This is a genomic window from Methanobacterium bryantii (assembly GCF_002287175.1).
Lineage (GTDB): Archaea > Methanobacteriota > Methanobacteria > Methanobacteriales > Methanobacteriaceae > Methanobacterium_D > Methanobacterium_D bryantii.
Window position 1 is genome coordinate 215,694 of sequence record NZ_LMVM01000033.1, and the last position, 16,819, is coordinate 232,512.

At 31.9% G+C, this 16,819-nt stretch carries 14 protein-coding genes; 6 read left to right on the forward strand and 8 right to left on the reverse strand.

The genetic code is table 11. The features are described 5' to 3' along the window. The first annotated feature begins 177 nt into the window (after positions 1 to 177). Positions 178 to 495 (forward strand): hypothetical protein, encoded by a 318-nt coding sequence (locus tag ASJ80_RS11615; protein WP_069583726.1) that lies wholly within the window; start codon positions 178 to 180, stop codon positions 493 to 495. 47 nt (positions 496 to 542) lie between these two features. Here ASJ80_RS11615 and ASJ80_RS11620 read toward each other — a convergent pair whose 3' ends face one another. After that, the gene (locus ASJ80_RS11620; protein WP_069583727.1) at positions 543 to 1,700 is read right to left on the reverse strand and encodes a tyrosine-type recombinase/integrase; all 1,158 of its coding nucleotides are present in this window, start codon (positions 1,698 to 1,700) and stop codon (positions 543 to 545) included. Between the two features lie 628 nt (positions 1,701 to 2,328). Here ASJ80_RS11620 and ASJ80_RS11625 point away from each other — a divergent pair. Both ASJ80_RS11625 and ASJ80_RS11630 read left to right on the forward strand, forming a co-directional pair. Then, positions 2,329 to 2,625, forward strand: a complete 297-nt coding sequence (locus ASJ80_RS11625) for a hypothetical protein (protein WP_069583728.1) — start codon at positions 2,329 to 2,331, stop codon at positions 2,623 to 2,625. A gap of 902 nt (positions 2,626 to 3,527) precedes the next feature. Then, positions 3,528 to 3,743 carry a PRC-barrel domain-containing protein gene (locus ASJ80_RS11630; RefSeq protein ID WP_069583729.1) on the forward strand — a complete coding sequence of 72 codons (216 nt, stop codon included), beginning with the start codon at positions 3,528 to 3,530 and terminating at the stop codon, positions 3,741 to 3,743. Between the two features lie 25 nt (positions 3,744 to 3,768). Here ASJ80_RS11630 and ASJ80_RS11635 read toward each other — a convergent pair whose 3' ends face one another. After that, complete coding sequence (locus ASJ80_RS11635; RefSeq protein WP_069583730.1) at positions 3,769 to 5,019, reverse strand: BaiN/RdsA family NAD(P)/FAD-dependent oxidoreductase; 1,251 nt, start codon at positions 5,017 to 5,019, stop codon at positions 3,769 to 3,771. A gap of 666 nt (positions 5,020 to 5,685) precedes the next feature. Between ASJ80_RS11635 and ASJ80_RS11640 the strand changes: the two genes are divergently transcribed. Beyond that, the gene (locus tag ASJ80_RS11640) at positions 5,686 to 8,109 is read left to right on the forward strand and encodes an STT3 domain-containing protein (RefSeq protein ID WP_069583731.1); all 2,424 of its coding nucleotides are present in this window, start codon (positions 5,686 to 5,688) and stop codon (positions 8,107 to 8,109) included. A gap of 631 nt (positions 8,110 to 8,740) precedes the next feature. On the opposite strand, the gene aspS is transcribed toward ASJ80_RS11640, so the two are convergent. The 3 genes from aspS to hisD all read right to left on the reverse strand — a co-directional run bounded on the left by aspS (position 8,741) and on the right by hisD (position 11,708). Continuing rightward, complete coding sequence (gene aspS, locus ASJ80_RS11645; protein ID WP_069583732.1) at positions 8,741 to 10,060, reverse strand: aspartate--tRNA(Asn) ligase; 1,320 nt, start codon at positions 10,058 to 10,060, stop codon at positions 8,741 to 8,743. Positions 10,061 to 10,180: 120 nt separating this feature from the next. Next, positions 10,181 to 10,351, reverse strand: a complete 171-nt coding sequence (locus ASJ80_RS17120) for a hypothetical protein (RefSeq protein ID WP_176720244.1) — start codon at positions 10,349 to 10,351, stop codon at positions 10,181 to 10,183. 79 nt (positions 10,352 to 10,430) lie between these two features. Beyond that, the gene (gene hisD / locus ASJ80_RS11650; protein ID WP_069583733.1) at positions 10,431 to 11,708 is read right to left on the reverse strand and encodes a histidinol dehydrogenase; all 1,278 of its coding nucleotides are present in this window, start codon (positions 11,706 to 11,708) and stop codon (positions 10,431 to 10,433) included. Positions 11,709 to 12,677: 969 nt separating this feature from the next. On the opposite strand from hisD, the gene ASJ80_RS11655 reads away from it, so the two are divergent. After that, the gene (locus ASJ80_RS11655; RefSeq protein WP_048081157.1) at positions 12,678 to 13,016 is read left to right on the forward strand and encodes a UPF0058 family protein; all 339 of its coding nucleotides are present in this window, start codon (positions 12,678 to 12,680) and stop codon (positions 13,014 to 13,016) included. A 109-nt stretch (positions 13,017 to 13,125) separates the two neighbouring features. Next, positions 13,126 to 14,517, forward strand: a complete 1,392-nt coding sequence (locus ASJ80_RS11660; protein WP_095652087.1) for a cyclic 2,3-diphosphoglycerate synthase — start codon at positions 13,126 to 13,128, stop codon at positions 14,515 to 14,517. Positions 14,518 to 14,588: 71 nt separating this feature from the next. Here the strand turns inward: ASJ80_RS11660 and rpiA are convergent, their stop codons facing one another. From rpiA to ASJ80_RS11675, 3 genes are all read right to left on the reverse strand, one after another. Continuing rightward, positions 14,589 to 15,260: a ribose-5-phosphate isomerase RpiA gene (rpiA, locus tag ASJ80_RS11665; RefSeq protein ID WP_069583734.1), complete on the reverse strand. Its 672-nt coding sequence runs from the start codon at positions 15,258 to 15,260 to the stop codon at positions 14,589 to 14,591. 128 nt (positions 15,261 to 15,388) lie between these two features. Continuing rightward, a complete protein-coding gene (locus ASJ80_RS11670; RefSeq protein WP_069583735.1) occupies positions 15,389 to 15,817 on the reverse strand; it encodes a UPF0179 family protein in 429 nt (142 codons plus the stop codon). Positions 15,818 to 16,181: 364 nt separating this feature from the next. Continuing rightward, positions 16,182 to 16,655, reverse strand: coding sequence for a universal stress protein (locus ASJ80_RS11675; protein WP_069583736.1), 474 nt, complete (start codon positions 16,653 to 16,655; stop codon positions 16,182 to 16,184). Positions 16,656 to 16,819 lie beyond the last annotated feature (164 nt).

Consider the following 16,819-nt stretch of genomic DNA (forward strand, 5'->3'; position numbering starts at 1 on the left):
TTTATTTAAAATTTATAAATTTAATATTTTTTAAATTTAAATGTAAAATAACACTCAAATTAATTGCTTAAACTATTAATGTAGCTAAATTGGAAAAGCGCCTCGAAAAAACAAGAAATTAGCTTATTATATTTTATAAAGCTCCAATTTTTTGTTTAAGCAAATTTGAGGTATTATATGGCTTTAATTAGAGAGGATAAAGAAAAGAGTTTAATGTATCATGATCTTGACTTAATTGAAGATTATTTAGCTGAAAGATTTCAAGTTGATAACAATGAATTGAAATGTAATTCTGACGCATTAGAATGTAGATATAAATTTAATTATGATGGAGGAATAGATGTTTTAAAGGAATTTGCAGATTTTTATAGAATACTGTTCAGTAAATTATCTTTAATCAGTATAAAGAGTTTCATGAATAATTATAATAAGATTTGGGTTGAAATTGGTTATAAAAGTGAAGTTTTAAGTCAAATAGAAAAGATAGGACTATAACCAAACCCAATTTATATTTTTTCGACATCAAAAAACAAAATAAAGAATTAATCGTTAGATTTTAATTCTTTATCCTCTTTTAATGCCCTCATTTGTCTTTCATATAATGTTTGTCTTAATCTCATATCTTCAAGTTTAGATTGAACTTCATCATAGCCAGTTCTAATAATTTTAACTTTGACTTTACTTGTAGATAACTTATCAACAATTTCAATATATTCTTCTTTAATCGATTCTGGATCAGCTTTAAAATATGCATTTGTAGTTCCTTCAATTGTATGACCTAACATCCATCTACTCATTAAATGAGGCATTCTATTCTTCTCTAATGTTGTAGCAAAAACTTTCCTTAAACTGTGAGGTCTGATATGCACTCGTCCATTAATTTTTGGAAATCCTGCCCGTTTATTGATACGTTGATATTGGACTGTTACAGAATCTGGAGTGATTGGTTTATTATATTGTCTAAATAATTGGTCTTCAGGTTTTGGTTGCCAAGCATAATCTCTGTAATGTTGATCTAAATAATCAAGAATAGCATCTGTGGTTTCAGGGCTGTTAAAAGTAAAATAAGCTTTACCGGTCTTAATTCTATGAATTTTCCACATTGGAATTAAATCATCTATCTCTTTAATTTTTTCTATTAAGTCAGGTATAGTTTTCATTAAGTCCTCACGTAAACCAACAGCTTTATAAAAATCTTTAAATGTCAAACTACATACTTCAGCTCTGCTCATTCCAGATGAAACACATAATAAAGTTATAGCTCGATAAGTAGGGCTTGAATAATCTAATGACTTTTTAACATCATCCATAGTTGGTATATCCTCAAACGTCTCTTGAACTTTATCTCTTCTGGATTGTCTACGGAATTTTTTAGGTAATTCGACTTCATATTCACTATAAAATGTTCTTACTTGGCTGATTACTTGACTAACATAATTACTAGCAAATTTTTGTTCATTTAGATATTTACGGAAATCCATTAAATAAGAACGAATCTTTCTCCTCTTCATTCTTATTTGCTCTTCTTCTTCATCTTCTGCTTGTTGTATAAGTTCTTCTAAACTCATGTTAGTAAAATCACTGTATTTCTGTAGACTGGTTCTATAAGCTAGAATACTTCCTTTAGATAACCCTCTGTTATCACAGAATTCTATAAATAGTGATTCATCTTCGACTGGCATCACTTTTTTATTGGACATGAATTTTACTTTAATATATTATCTCTTAAAAACCTAACGATTTAATCCATTAATATATTTAATTTAAGGTAGGTGTTAGGTTTAAAGATAAGAATTAATTTTTATCAGTGCCATATCTCATAAAATTTAAATAAAAATAATATCAATAAAAACATCTCATTTTAATTATTATATTAAACTTTTAATTTGTCCCAGCTATAATCAAAAATCTTATTTAAATGATTTAAAAAGAGTATTTCACGAGTAACTCTTGATAAATTGAACATGTGAAAAATAGGGTTAATTTTAATGGAATTGTTTGAAAATGTACTTCTTTCAGATATCTTATTTGATTATCATACAACATAACACATCTAAAAAACATGCTTTAATTTTATAATGCATTATAAAAGGGAGAATTATGATGGAACCTCCTAGTGGTGAGATGTGATGCATAATGTTATCACATAGAGGTTCCATTAGTTGTACCGCCTCCAAATAACTGAAGGTACAATTGAAATATTTAGGTGTATTCCTATATAAATATTTCCATTTTAGTTGAATAAATATCAAGTAAACTTGAAATATAACTTTCTATATTATAATATATTTGAAATTAATGAATAACCCAAAAAGGAGATTATCATAAATGAAAATTAATTTTAAAATTACTTTAGAACTGGAAAATAGTGACTGGGATCTATTTTGCGTAGAAAAAGAATTAGAATTAAGTTTTATCCCAAATATAGGGGACGTAATAGCCGATAATGGTCTTCATTTTAAAGTAGAAAGTAGAAAATTCAACATTTTAGATGAATACCTAACTATTTACCTGCAGGATTACAAATTAATAAACGATAATAACAAAAAAGATGTCTTAAAACGTATGGAAGATTCTGGATGGTACTATAGAGATCCAGCAGTATACACCCTTTCAAAATTGTAATTTTCAATTTATTATTATTTTTTATGGGTTGTTTGCAGTTCAATGTAAATTATCCCAGTTAAAATTTAAATAATGATTTTTAAGGCGTTTTTATGAAATGGAAGGCTGCTTCTTATAATTTATATTAAATTAGCAAATTTCAATACAGTAAAAAAAGTTATTTTTCATGGCTGGCCACCTTGTTTATTACCTATATAAATTAAAACAAAACGCTCATATCTGGGGTATTGCGCAAATATTACTAGCATATAATTTTAATGTTAATGTCATTTCAAGATATACATGCTCTTTATCTAGCTTGATTTTTTTACTACTTGGTGTATCTTTAACCCGTGAAAACATCCACCTTAAATCCCTAATGTAGGGATAAGGTGTTTGTTTATGGACATGTTTGACTTCGTTCAAATATTAAAATGGAGGAACCTTCTGAAATGGAGTGGTCGTATTGTGTGATCTCAGAGAGGTTCCAACATTAGATTTTTTTATTGACAAATAGGGTTTATTTGCAAACTAATGTGGTAGGTTTAACACATATAAATATTTCCATTTTATTTTAATAATTATCAAGTAAATTTGAAAACAATTGTTCTTTTTAAAGTTACGTTACTTTAAATAAATCTTATTTCATGGACATGCCATGTGCTTATACTAAATGACTTTCAGTTAATATACAAAATATTTTAAACCCATGGACTATTTTGTATATTTACCTGCTATTTTTCAAACCATGGACTAAAACTTTAATTGTTTAGTTAACAGGAGATACTACATAAAATCAACAAATAAAAATTATATTTAGAATTTAAAACAAGCAGGTGAATGTTTAAATATTTTAAAGGGCATATTATAAAGAGAAAAGGGCCGTTTTATCTAAATACATATAAAAATGGAGAAAAATTTATATGAAAGCTACAGACGTTTTAGGAAAAAAAGTCATTGATAAAAATGCATTTGAAGTTGGAAAAGTTTCTGATTTAGATTTAGATGCTGAAAAATGGACTATAGAAGCAATATACATATCTTCAGGAATTTTAGGGTCAGATTTAAGGGTTCCAATTGAAGATGTTGGAAAAATAGGCGACTACGTCACTTTAAAAATTGAAAAAACAGGACAGTAAAACCTGTACTAACTTTATTTTATTTTTAATTATCTAAACTATTTGCAGCCATCTCACCGGCAAGGTAACCTGTTGAAAAGGCTTCCTGTAAGTTATATCCTCCACTTGGGGCACAGAAATCTATAATTTCTCCTGCAAAATAGATTCCATTTACTACTTTTGATTCCATTGTCTGAGGATCGATTTCTTTTCTTGATACTCCTCCACAGGTAACCATAGCCTTTTCAATGGAGAGCGATCCTGTTACTGTTAAAGGAAATGCCTTGAGCAAGTTTACAACCCCATTTCGTTCCCCTTTTTTAATCTGGTTCACTTTTTTCTTTGGATCTATATCTAATAACTCTGCAACTATTGGAATCATCCGGTTGGGCATGAAAAGTTTCATAAGGTTTTTGAACTCAGTTTTGCTCCTCTTTTCAAACTCATCCATTATTTTTTTCTGCAGTTCCTGATCTGTCATTTCAGGCTTAAGATCAATGAAAAGGTCCACTGTTTCATTTTTCTCAAGAATTTGAACTATCTGACTGCTTAAATCTAAAACTAAAGGTCCTGATATTCCAAAGTGTGTAAAAATCATGTTTCCAGTGTCTGAAACCAGTTTTCTCTTCCCATACTTAAAAGTAAGCCGTGCATTTTCAATGGATATCCCCTGCAGTTCTTTGACATAAGTTTCAACGACTTTTAAAGGTACAATTCCCGGCCTGAGCGGTGTAACTTTATGGCCGACTTTCTGGGCAACCTCAAATCCATCCCCCGTAGAACCTGTTGCTGGATATGAAATACCCCCAGTAGCCAGTATAACCTTTTTTGTAGCCATGTAATTATCATTTCCAAGATCCAGACTGAAATAATCTTTCTTCTTTTTAATTCTTACAAGTCGGGTGTTGTAGTTTATTTTAACTCTACTTTGTGATAGGTATTCCTTTAAAACCTTTATAACTGACCTTGATTTGTCTGTAACTGGAAAAACTCTTCCACTTTCTTCAATTTTAAATTTAAGTCCCTTTACCTCAAAAAATGACATCAGTCTCCTGTTAGAAAGAGCAGCAAAAGCGGATCTGAAAAAAGCACCTTTTTTACCAAATTTTCCCATAAATGTATCTAACGATGCAGTATTTGTAATATTGCACCTGCTGCTGCCTGTTATTTTAAGTTTTTCACCTATAGTATCGTTTTTTTCTATTAACATCACATTTTTGCCAAGCTGTCCAGCCCTTATCGCTGCCATCATCCCTGCAGGTCCCGCACCGACTACCACTATATCATAAAGTTTCATAAGATTTCTCCAGTTATTCAAGTTAAATTAAAAATTAGTTGATAATTTTCTGCAATAATTTCTTTCTATCCAATCATATATCAACACACCCATAAAACATTTGATGAAAAAGTTGATAAAACACTCACCAGATTTAAAATTTGGAACTACGAATTGCTAATATATCCATATCGTTTGAAAATGATGGTAAATCATGTAATTATAACTGTAAATGTGGGAATATCATACAAATGAATTAGTTATACTTAAATAGTAGTAATAACGTCTTTTTAGAATAATTATGCTAAAAATAATATAATTCTACTTTTAAACTCAAAATAGAATTTATTTAAATATTTTCTATACTTTATCACACTTTTAATTAGTTATTCATATTATGAAGAATACCTCTCCATTTAAATTTTAATACTATCATAACATATTATGGTCAAATTTTGGCATCATCTTATATAATATGAAAATAAATCACTAATTCATTGGATTGTTGTTTTGCACCAGGGTAACACCAATACCCATGTACATATGACTCAACCGTATTGCAATACATCTAAAACTACAGTATCAAATTTGATACATAGTATATTACAAATCATGCATGATATCAATGCCCTGATGAGTAACCGTATTGTAATATCAATTAAACTAATTAAACTTATGAGGATCAACATGAATACAAAAATACTATTATCTAAAGCTAAACCTATAATAATCATAGTTTTATTGTTTATTCTAGCATTTAGCCTAAGGGCTGATGCAATTAATATAAATGGAGTGCCTCAAAATTATACTTCATTATTTGAAGATTCCAACGGGCTTCCATACTTCAGTGAAATGGACTCCTACTACAATTACAGGATGACTCAAGATGTTCTGGACCATGGTTATGTGGGAGACACCATAATAAATGGCACCAACTGGGACCTGCATGGATATTATCCATCAGGTAGAACCGCTATGTCTACACCATTACTTGCTTATATGACAGCATTTACCTATAAGTTGGCAAATTCATTTGGCAACATACCTCTAAATGAAGTATGTATCTGGTTAGCGCCATTTGTAGCTTCACTTGCAGTTATTCCAGCTTACCTCTTCGTAAGAAGATTAACCAATGATTATGGAGGAATTGCTGCAGGAATTTTAGTTGGTCTAGCACCCGCATATTTCATGCACACATTTGCTGGATTCTTCGATACAGATATGTTTAACATGATCTTTCCAATCATAGTTGCGGGATTCTTTATCTTGAGCATGCTTACAAAAGACATAAAAACTAGATCGATTTATGTAGCCTTATCTGCTATCTCATTACTGGTTTATTCAATAGCCTGGGAAGGATGGTGGTACATGTTTTATATAATAGTTGGTACTGGAATAATTTACCTTCTAGTTTCAAATTATCTATTTAAAATGAAAACCATCAGGTCATTCAATGAATTTTCCAGCAAAAAGGAATGGCTTTTAGAGCAACCGGCACTATTTTCATTCATCATGTTTATAGTTTTAAGCTCTATCTTGATGAGTATTTACATGGGACCTGTAGGATTTGCAAGTTCTTTAATAAGTTCCATTGGTTTCTCACAATTACAAGCTACTGTCACAGGTACTTCTTACCCTAATATCTACGTATCAGTTGGAGAACTGCATGTACCTGACCTATCTTCAGTTGTAAGTGAAGTTGGAGGAATTGTACCATTTGTGCTTGGTATTTTAGTGGTTCCACTACTGTTATGGAAATTAAAACCAGAAGGAACTAAAAAAGAAAATAACATACAACAAGCACCAAAAAGGAAAAGTAAACCAAGAAGAAAAGCCAAAAAAACTAAAACAGAAATTATCCCAGAAAATATCAAAAACAATACCATTAAAGATCCTCAAATACTGGAAAACAAGAAGCACTATCTGTTATATGCAGTTTTATTTATAGTTTGGCTTTCACTTATGGGCTTCGCTTTAACACAAGGATCTAGATTCCTTGAACAATTTTCACTCCCAATAGCATTAGGTGCAGGAGTCTTTGTAGGTCTAATCACACCTTACATCAAAAAACATGTACAAAATGTTAAATACTATGCACTGGTAGTTGCGATTGTAATTGCAGCCGTAGTATATTCTCCAGTATATGGAGCATACACCACTTCAAATTCAGTAGTTCCAGGTACAGATGATTCAATGTACAACTCATTAACATGGATTGGAAACAACACATCAAATAATACAGTCTTAACATCATGGTGGGACTTCGGCCACTTGTTTGCAGCAATAGCAGATCGATCTGTTACTACTGATGGTATATCTCAAAACACGCCACGTTCCTATTGGATTGGAAAGGCATTAACAACGAGTAATGAAAACCTGTCTGTAGGAATACTAAGGATGCTGACTTCAAGCGGTGACCAGGGTTACACAACTGTTGAAAATTATACAGGAAATACAAGTAAAAGTGTAGAAATACTGGATAAAATTTTACCAGTTGAGAAAAGCGCTGCTCAAACCATACTGACAAGCCAGTACAGCTTTACTGCTGAGCAGGCCCAAAATGTGTTACAATACACACACCCAGATAATCCAGCTCCACACGAGCTTATATTAAGTACCGATATGGTTAACAAAGCAGGTGTGTGGTCCTACTTTGGAAACTGGAACTTCCAAAACAACACTGGACAGGGTTACAGTTACTATGCAGGACAGGGAGTTACCCAGCAGGTTAACGGTACAACCGTTGTTGGAACTGCACTTTCAAATACGTCTGCTATTGTTGCACAGATAAATGGAACTCAAATAGCTGCAGGCCTTCAGTACCAGCAAAATAATCAGACCCAGGTAATGGAGCCTCACAAGTTAATTGTGGTCCAAAACGGCAGCGTAAAACTGAACCAGGTAGTTTCAAATGACAGTGAGTTCAGCATAATCCTTATAAACCAGAATAACACGTATATCATGGCTATAATGAACAAAGAACTGGAAGATTCCATGTTCACAAGGATGTTCTTTGAAAATGGTGCAGGTTTAAGCCAGTTTAAACTTGTACATTCAGAAGGAGGAGCACTGGACCCATACGGAACCCAGGTTTGGAACGTGAGCTCATAGATTCCATTCGGAATCTATTTCACTCAAAAACTTCGTTTTTGGTGCCCCGAAAATTCTATGAATTTTCGAGGGTTTTATTTTTTTAAATTTTATAACCCCTTAACTAATTTTCTTAGAACAGTTTTTAGGCTAAGTTCAAGTATATGAATCAACTGTTTATTTTAAATCATACTTCACAGAGTGGCATATTAAAAATCAACTTTATATTCAAAATAACAGATTTTTAGTCTTATATTCTAATTCAGATAGATAACTTATTTGATATACCTGAACAAAATGTGAGTGGTAAACTAATGTTAAAATTCTTCTTAGTACTGCTTCAACTTACTACTTGAGCCGCCAGCGGCAGCCGGCGGCGTAATGGGTAAAAAGGTAGGAAATTAATTAATGTGGATACTTAAAAAGAAATTTAAAAGTTATTGTTCATCTAAAATATAAAAAAAGATCCAGTGATCTAACTATTAGATTAAAGAATTAAAGTTATGAGATAAAAAGATAAAACCTTGTTATATTTTCAAAAAAGAAAAAATAGATTTATGCTACTGAAATTATAAATTTTAAGCTAAAATGTAATCAGGGTCATAAATTTTGATCCGTAATCTTCTGCAGCAAACTTACAAAAAAATTGGATTTAAGGAGTTAACCTTCGTCTATCCCTTGGGAATAAAACAGTTTCCCTAACGTTTTTAGCTCCAGTGATACACATTGTAAACCTTTCAGCACCTAATCCCCAACCAGCGTGTGGCGGCATTCCATATTCAAATGCTGCGAGGTACCTTTCAAATGAAGCCGGGTTTAAACCCTGTTTTTTAATCCTTTCAACTAAAATATCATGTATATGGAGCCTTTGAGCACCAGATGATATTTCCAGGTCTTTATACATCAGGTCAAATGCACAGCTTTTTCCTGGGTTTTCACTGTCAGGCATTACATAAAATGGTTTAATATCAGTTGGCCAGCCAGTTATGAAGTAGTAGTCATCCATTTTTTCTCCAATAGCTTTTTCAGCTGCTCGGGATAGGTCTTCACCATACTTCATGTTGACACCCTTGGAATTTACGATGTCAACCACATCATCATAATCGACCCTTTCAAATGGAGCTTCTGGTACCTCCAGATCTACTCCTAAAATTTTAAGTTCATCTTCGCACTGCTCTCTAACATTTTTAATGGCTGTACGTACGAGTCCTTCCAGAACATTCATCATATCTTCATGATTACAGAAAGATGCTTCTGCATCTATAGAAATAGCTTCGTTTAAATGCCTTAAAGTATCGTGTTCTTCAGCCCTAAATATCTGTGCTATTTCGTATACTTTGTCAAGTCCAGAAGCCATCATCATCTGTTTGTAAAGTTGAGGGCTTTGACTGAGGAATGCCTCTCTTTCAAAGTATGTAATTGGAAAAAGTTCTGTTCCTCCTTCAGTTGCAGATGCACCAAGTTTTGGAGTGTTTATTTCTATAAATTCCCCTTCTTCAAAGAAAGACCTGACAGAATGAAGCATTCTGCTTTTTATTTTAAATATAGCACTTACAGATGCTCTCCTGAGATCTACATATCTTGAATCAAGACGTGTATCTATTTCTGCATGTACTTTTTCTGTTGTGTCCAGTGGAAGAGGTAATTTAGATTCGTTGAGTAGTTTAACTTCAGCAGGGATAATTTCAAAGCCGCCTGGTGCTTTTGAAGAATCCTGCACAGTTCCCTTAACTGCTATTACTGATTCTCTCCTTAATTTTCTTATCTCCTCAAGTAGTTCCTTTGTAATTTTTTTACTTGGGGCAGTAATTTGAATAAGTCCATCCCTATCTCTTAGAAGGACAAATATTATTCCTCCAAGGTCTCTTATTTCATGAATCCAACCCATAACTGTAACTTTTTCTCCGCTTAGTTCAGGGCTTATTCTTTTTGAATAATGAGTTCTTCTCCAATCTCCCAATGAGTCTGTCAAGTAATTCACCTCTAAAATAGTTAAATAATCAATAATTTTATTGAACGTGTCTGTAAATTTGTAATCCCTATTTAGGAATTTATCATGGTTACATTAAAATATATTTACATGAAATCAAATTTAATGGTTTAATCGCTTTAATGATTCTTTATGAGCAATGGCTGCATTACTCCAAGCCACTAAAAACTTTCCTTCCAATATTTGATATTCAATTTCATTTAGCTTTAATGATTTTACATAAGCAATAGCTGTATTATCTAAAACCACCAAAACACTATTTTCAATATTCAATCCTCACTTAATCGCTTTAATGATTCCACATGGGCAATACTTACATTACCTAAAACCACCAAAACACTATTTTCAATATTCAATCCTCACTTAATCGCTTTTTAAATGATTCAGCATGGGCAAAAAGTCCTTCATGTTCTGCAAGAGTTATAACAACATCTTTTAAGTTGCGGACTCCTTCCTTTGAAAGCCTCTGCACTGTCGGTTTTTTAATAAATGAATCCACCGAAAGCCCAGAATACATTCTTGCACATTTTGAAGTTGGAAGAACATGATTTGTTCCAGAACCATAGTCTCCAGCTGCAACTGGAGTTAATTCTCCTAAAAATATAGAACCTGCATTTTTGATGTCTTTTAGGACATCCTCAGGGTCTTCTGTCATAATAATCAGGTGTTCTGGAGCATAATCGTTTGCAAACTCCACAGCTTCACTTAAAGAATCAGCAATTATTATTTTACCATACTTTTCAAGGGATTCTTCTATTATTTTACTTCTCTGCATATATTTAATTTTTTCTAAAATATTAGCATTTACCTTACTTGCAATATTTTCTGATGTTGTAACAAGTGCACAGGCAGCGTTAGGGTCGTGTTCAGCTTGAGCCAGCATATCATAAGCAATAAATTCTGCATTAGCGGTTTCATCAGCTATTATAAGCACTTCTGATGGTCCTGCAGGGAAATCTATGTCTACATCACCGTATACCAATTTTTTTGCAGCTGTAACAAATATATTTCCAGGACCTACTATCTTATCAACTTTAGGAACGCTTAGAGTACCAAATGCCATGGCAGCTATGGATTGAGCCCCACCTATCTTATAAATTTCATCTGCACCAGCTATATCTGCTGCAACAAGTACAGCCTCATTTACACTGCCGTCATGCATTGGAGGTGTACAGCAGATTACCTTACTAACACCTGCAATTTTTGCAGGAATGATTGTCATTAAAACTGATGAAGGGTAAACAGCACGTCCCCCCGGAACATAACAACCTACAATTTCAATTGGCCGAATTATCTGGCCTGCAGTAATTCCATTATCAACTTCTTCAAACCATTCTTCTGGAATTTGGGATTTATGAAATTTTTTAATGTTTTTAGCAGCCTTTTTTAATGCATCTACTATTTTAACATCTACTTTGTCATAACTCTCTTTGATTTCTGCTTCACTGACTTTAAAATCATCTAATTTAACGTTATCGAACTTTTCAGTATAAAATTTTAAAGAGATATCTCCGTCCTTCCGGACATTATGAAGTATGTCGCTTACAATTTCAATCACACTTTCTGCATCGATTTGCGAACGATTAATGAGTTTATTTTTATCTGCGCTTTTAAGTTTCACTATCTCCATCCTATCACAAACTTAGTTTGTTAAATTGAATTTAAATATTTGACTAAAGAGGACTATTTTAATCTACTAATTTAAAATATTTTAGAATAATTAATCAAAAAGTGAATATATAACACTGAAAATGACTATTAAATATTGGCCGTTAAATGGAATACTTCCTAAAAATAATAAGATTAAAGATAAATCAATTACTGGATAAAAACTTTCTATTCCATGTGAAATAAGTGTTAAGTTATTAATTTAAAAATTCGCCCTATTAATGGTTAAATTGTAATTTGATAAATCAGTTCACATCATGACATGAAAAATTACATTAATTACACGACTCATGGACATGAGCATAATAACTAAAGTGTAACCTATTCTTAAATTAACTGGAAACCTTTAACAACAGATATATCCTGTAAAATAGAGTATCCTTTGACTTTGTATAGCAATACCAAAGCTGGGAGAATTGATATATATTTGCCAATAGCTGCTCTCACTTTTCTGGTTTTTACTTTAATTTCGGAATTATTTCTATTTCATAATGTACATAAATATATTGATTATTTAAATAATGATTACAATGTTAAATTTATAAATAATAATAAAAATTAACTCATTGTTTACAAAAATAAACATTTAATCTCATCTTTGTGATTATACATAAATACATAGCTGTGAATAATTTAAAATGTGATGGTGAAATCTGTCACAATAAAACTAACATTAAATAATAGTAAAATCAACTCATTATAAAAAATATCTAATCAAACTTACAATATCTTTGATATAATACAATTTATTTTTAAAATACTTTTAAAAATAAATTCACATAACAACCAAAACTTTATCCATCATCATATTAAGAATATAATAAAAGAATTATTAAACGAAGTTTTTATCATTTCTTTTCTCATATTGCAACACAATCTATAAATAACATGTCATTAAATTTCAAGAGTGATAAAGGAGGGGCTCGTAATAATGTATAAAGACGAACTTATACAACTACATCAGTTTTTGGTATATGTTTTAAAAAGTTTAGAAGATGAAAACGAAGTTAAAGAGGAATGCGAGGAATATTTCCGCCTTAACATAAGTCCACACCACATCCACCGAACAAAAGCAGAACACAAATATGCAATTTTTGTATTATCTGAATCTATTTCTGAATTAATAGCTAAGAAAAATAATAGTGCAGCACCATCAAATATTGCAAATGGTTTATCCGAACTAGCAAAAAGGTCCAAAAAAGAGTTAATTCGGATGCATGAAGACAATGCACTTAAATATCAAAAAGACAAGAAAATGGAAATGATTTAGTTTATACTGCTATATTCTATAAAATTATTTTGGTTCACTGCCTTAAACTAAAATTATTTAACCTCGTAAACTCAAAAATACCTAATATAAATTAAAAGTAAGTATATCCATGAAAGGTTTAAGGAAGATGATATGTTTAGTGGATGGTGAACATTATTTACCTGTTACAAAGTCTGCTCTAGATTTACTAGATAGTTTAGAGCACAATGAAATTGTTGCTGTTATTTTTATTGGGGGAACTGAAAAATTAAGGGAAACCTCTGAAGAAGGAATCTCTGAAAAGTTAGAAAGACCTGTTCATTTTGGTGAGGATCATCACAAAATTCCCTATGAATTAATAGGGGAAATGATCGAAAAATATGATGCTGACGTTGTTATGGATTTAAGTGATGAACCAATAGTTGATTATTCAAAACGTTTTAAACTTGCAACTGTTGCACTTGAGAGAGGGATTCCATACGAAGGCCCTGATTTTAAATTTGACCCCCTTACCGAGCATGATGTTTTAAAAAAACCATCACTTAAAATACTGGGTACTGGTAAAAGGATCGGTAAAACAGCAGTTTCGGCATATGCCGCCCGATTAATCCATAATAAAAAATATAACCCATGTATCGTTGCTATGGGTAGAGGCGGACCAGAAAAACCTGAAATTGTTCGCGGTGATTTAATAAAGATAACTCCCGAGTATTTAATGGAACAATCAAATAAAGGGGTGCATGCTGCTTCTGATCACTGGGAAGATGCCCTTATGAGCCGAATTTTAACCATTGGATGTAGAAGATGCGGCGGCGGAATGGTTGGAGATGTTTTTATAACCAACATGAAAAGGGGTGCAGAACTTGCAAATGGCGTTGATGCTGATTTTGTAATAATGGAAGGAAGTGGAGCTGCCATACCCCCTATTAAAACCAACCGCCATATTGTATTAGTGGGTGCCAATCAGCCAATTCAAAACCTGGAAGAATATTTCGGACCATTTAGAATAAAATTAGCAGATTTAATAATCATAACCATGTGTGAAGAACCAATGTCCAGTCCTGAGAAGGTTAAAAGGATTGAAAAATTCATAAAAGATATAAATCCAGAGGCTGAAATTATCTCAACTGTTTTTAGACCAAAACCACTGGAAGATATAAAGGATAAAAACATTCTTTTTGCTACAACAGCTCCAGATTCTATAAAGGATGTGCTGGTAACTTATCTTGAAGATAACTACGGCTGTAAAGTGGTAGGGACTACTTCCCACCTTTCAAACAGGCCGTTGCTGCAGAAAGATATTGAAAAATACATAGATGAAGCAGATATAATGCTCACCGAACTTAAAGCTGCGGCGGTAGATGTTGCAACAAAGGACGCCCTCAATGCAGGATTAGGTGTTGTATACTGTGATAATATACCTATGGTTTGTGGAGGAGAAGCAGAGCAGAAAGAGCTTCAAGATGCAATAATAAATGTTGTAGAAAAATCAATTGCTGATTTTAAAGCAAACAGGGAATAAATCTATCCCCTATTTATTTTAAAGGTCTAAAAATTAAGTATTAATAAAGTTAAATATAGAAAAAAGGATTTTTATTTTTTCAGTGACTTAATCCCTTCAGATGACCCTACAAGAACTTCATCTGTTACTCCAAAAAATATTCCATTTTCTACAACTCCAGGGATATAATTAAGCTCTTTTTCAAGATATGCAGGATCTTCAATACTTTCAAACTTAACATCAATGACAAAATTACCGTTATCTGTTATAACCGGCCCACCTTTTCTTTGACCCATTCTCAGAGCAGGGACTCCTCCAAACTGCTTTACATGATCACTGACTGTTCTGCAGGCTTGTGGAATGACTTCAACAGGTACAGGGAATGCTCCAAGTTTATCGACCACTTTAGAATCATCTACAATAACTATGAATTTATCTGCAGCGCTGTCAACGATTTTTTCCATTGTATGAGCTGCTCCGCCGCCTTTTATCAGATTTAATCTGCTGTCAACTTCATCTGCACCGTCAACTGCAATGTCAATTGAATGTTCTTCAAGGGTGGTTACAGGAATTCCATTTTCCTTTGCAAGTAAAAAAGATTGGTACGATGTTGGAATACCTAATATTTCAAGTTCTTCATCTATAATCCTTTTTCCAAGCTTCTCTAAAAAATAAAGAGTAGTGGATCCAGTTCCAAGTCCCACTATATTTCCATCTTCAACTAATTTTGCAGCAGCATATCCTACATTTCGTTTAAGTTCCATAATTAGACCTCAATTAATAAATTTATAGTAATTTTTTAAATTATATTCAATTTTAAAAACGTATTTATAAGTTATCTAAATTAGATATATAAAATTATTAGATTATTTGAAAAATATAAATAGCAAATTTATTTTAAAAGCACTAAACTAAGTTTTAATCCATTTATACATTCATTAGCAGGTTTTCCAAGGGATTTAATTATTTTACACTTATCGCCCTCATATAAACCTTCTGGAAAACATAATTCCCTCATTGTACATTCTTTATCGCATTCAGGAAATTCAAAGGTAAGCATAGACCCCTCAAATGCTTTTTTAGTATCGACAAGTGCTTCAATATCTGCTCTTTCCACCTCAACAACTTTAACTTTTCCACTATCATGTATAAGACAGGGGTGTTCTGTGTCTTTTACCTCCGTTACTACATACATTCTTCCTTCTTCTAAAGAATCAATGCATGTACTTTTAAATCTACACGCTTCACATTCTGCAGAAGCTCCATAATGCATGAATTTAAGTCCCTCTTCTGCAAGAGTTTTTCCAATGAGCGTTATCATAATTTGTCTCCTTTAAATGGTGTTTTATATAATTAGTTCAATTATATCAAATATTATCTGATATTTCATTTGTATGCTGCATACTATAGAAAACAGCAGTTATTTAATTTTTAAAATGGCATTTTACATGAAATTAAATTAAATAGTATTACCATTTTTAATATCTACGGTTATATAAAAACATTAGGTATATGAATATAAATAGTTATCATCTGAAATTTCTTATTACATAACTGTCTAATCCTTAAAAAAATAAATTAAAATCAGCCTAACTAAATTTAACAAATATTAAGGGCTATCTTAAAGATTCAAAAGAATTTTTATAATTTTTGAATAAAATAATTCATTGTGCTCTTTAATTATATTATGGAACTACAACAACTGGAACTTTTGCTGATCTCAGTACCCTATCTGTGGTACTTCCAAATAAAGTTCGATTTAGACCTTCAAAAGTCGATGATTTTTGACAGCCGTGCTTACCAGTAGAACCCATAAATACTATATCAATACTTTCCCTCCGGATAGCATCGAGAATTTCTTCATATGGTTTTCCACCAGTGACTTCAGTTTTTAATTTGACCCCTTTACATAAACCTTCACATTGACTTTCTTCCAGTTTTTTCCTAAAACGTTCTACTACCTTTTCTCCTTCCTTCTGTAAACTATCATATAATTCCCCTCTAAAATTTGGCAGATATGCTGACCGCAGGAAATAAGTGTCGACAACATATAAAACAACAATATCAGCGCCGCTTACATTGGAAGTCCATATTGCGTGTCCTCCTGCCCTTTCTGCACATTCAGATCCATCTATTGGCAGTAATATTTTCTTGTACATACAGTGACCTCTAATTTTATATTAATATTATATTACTTTCAGTATAAAAATTAATATTACACAAATTTCAAAATGAGACTTTGTTGGGAACATTGAAAAAGTAAATAAACTTAAAAAATAGTTAATAAAAATTTAAACAATTTGAAATATTAAATTATTATAAA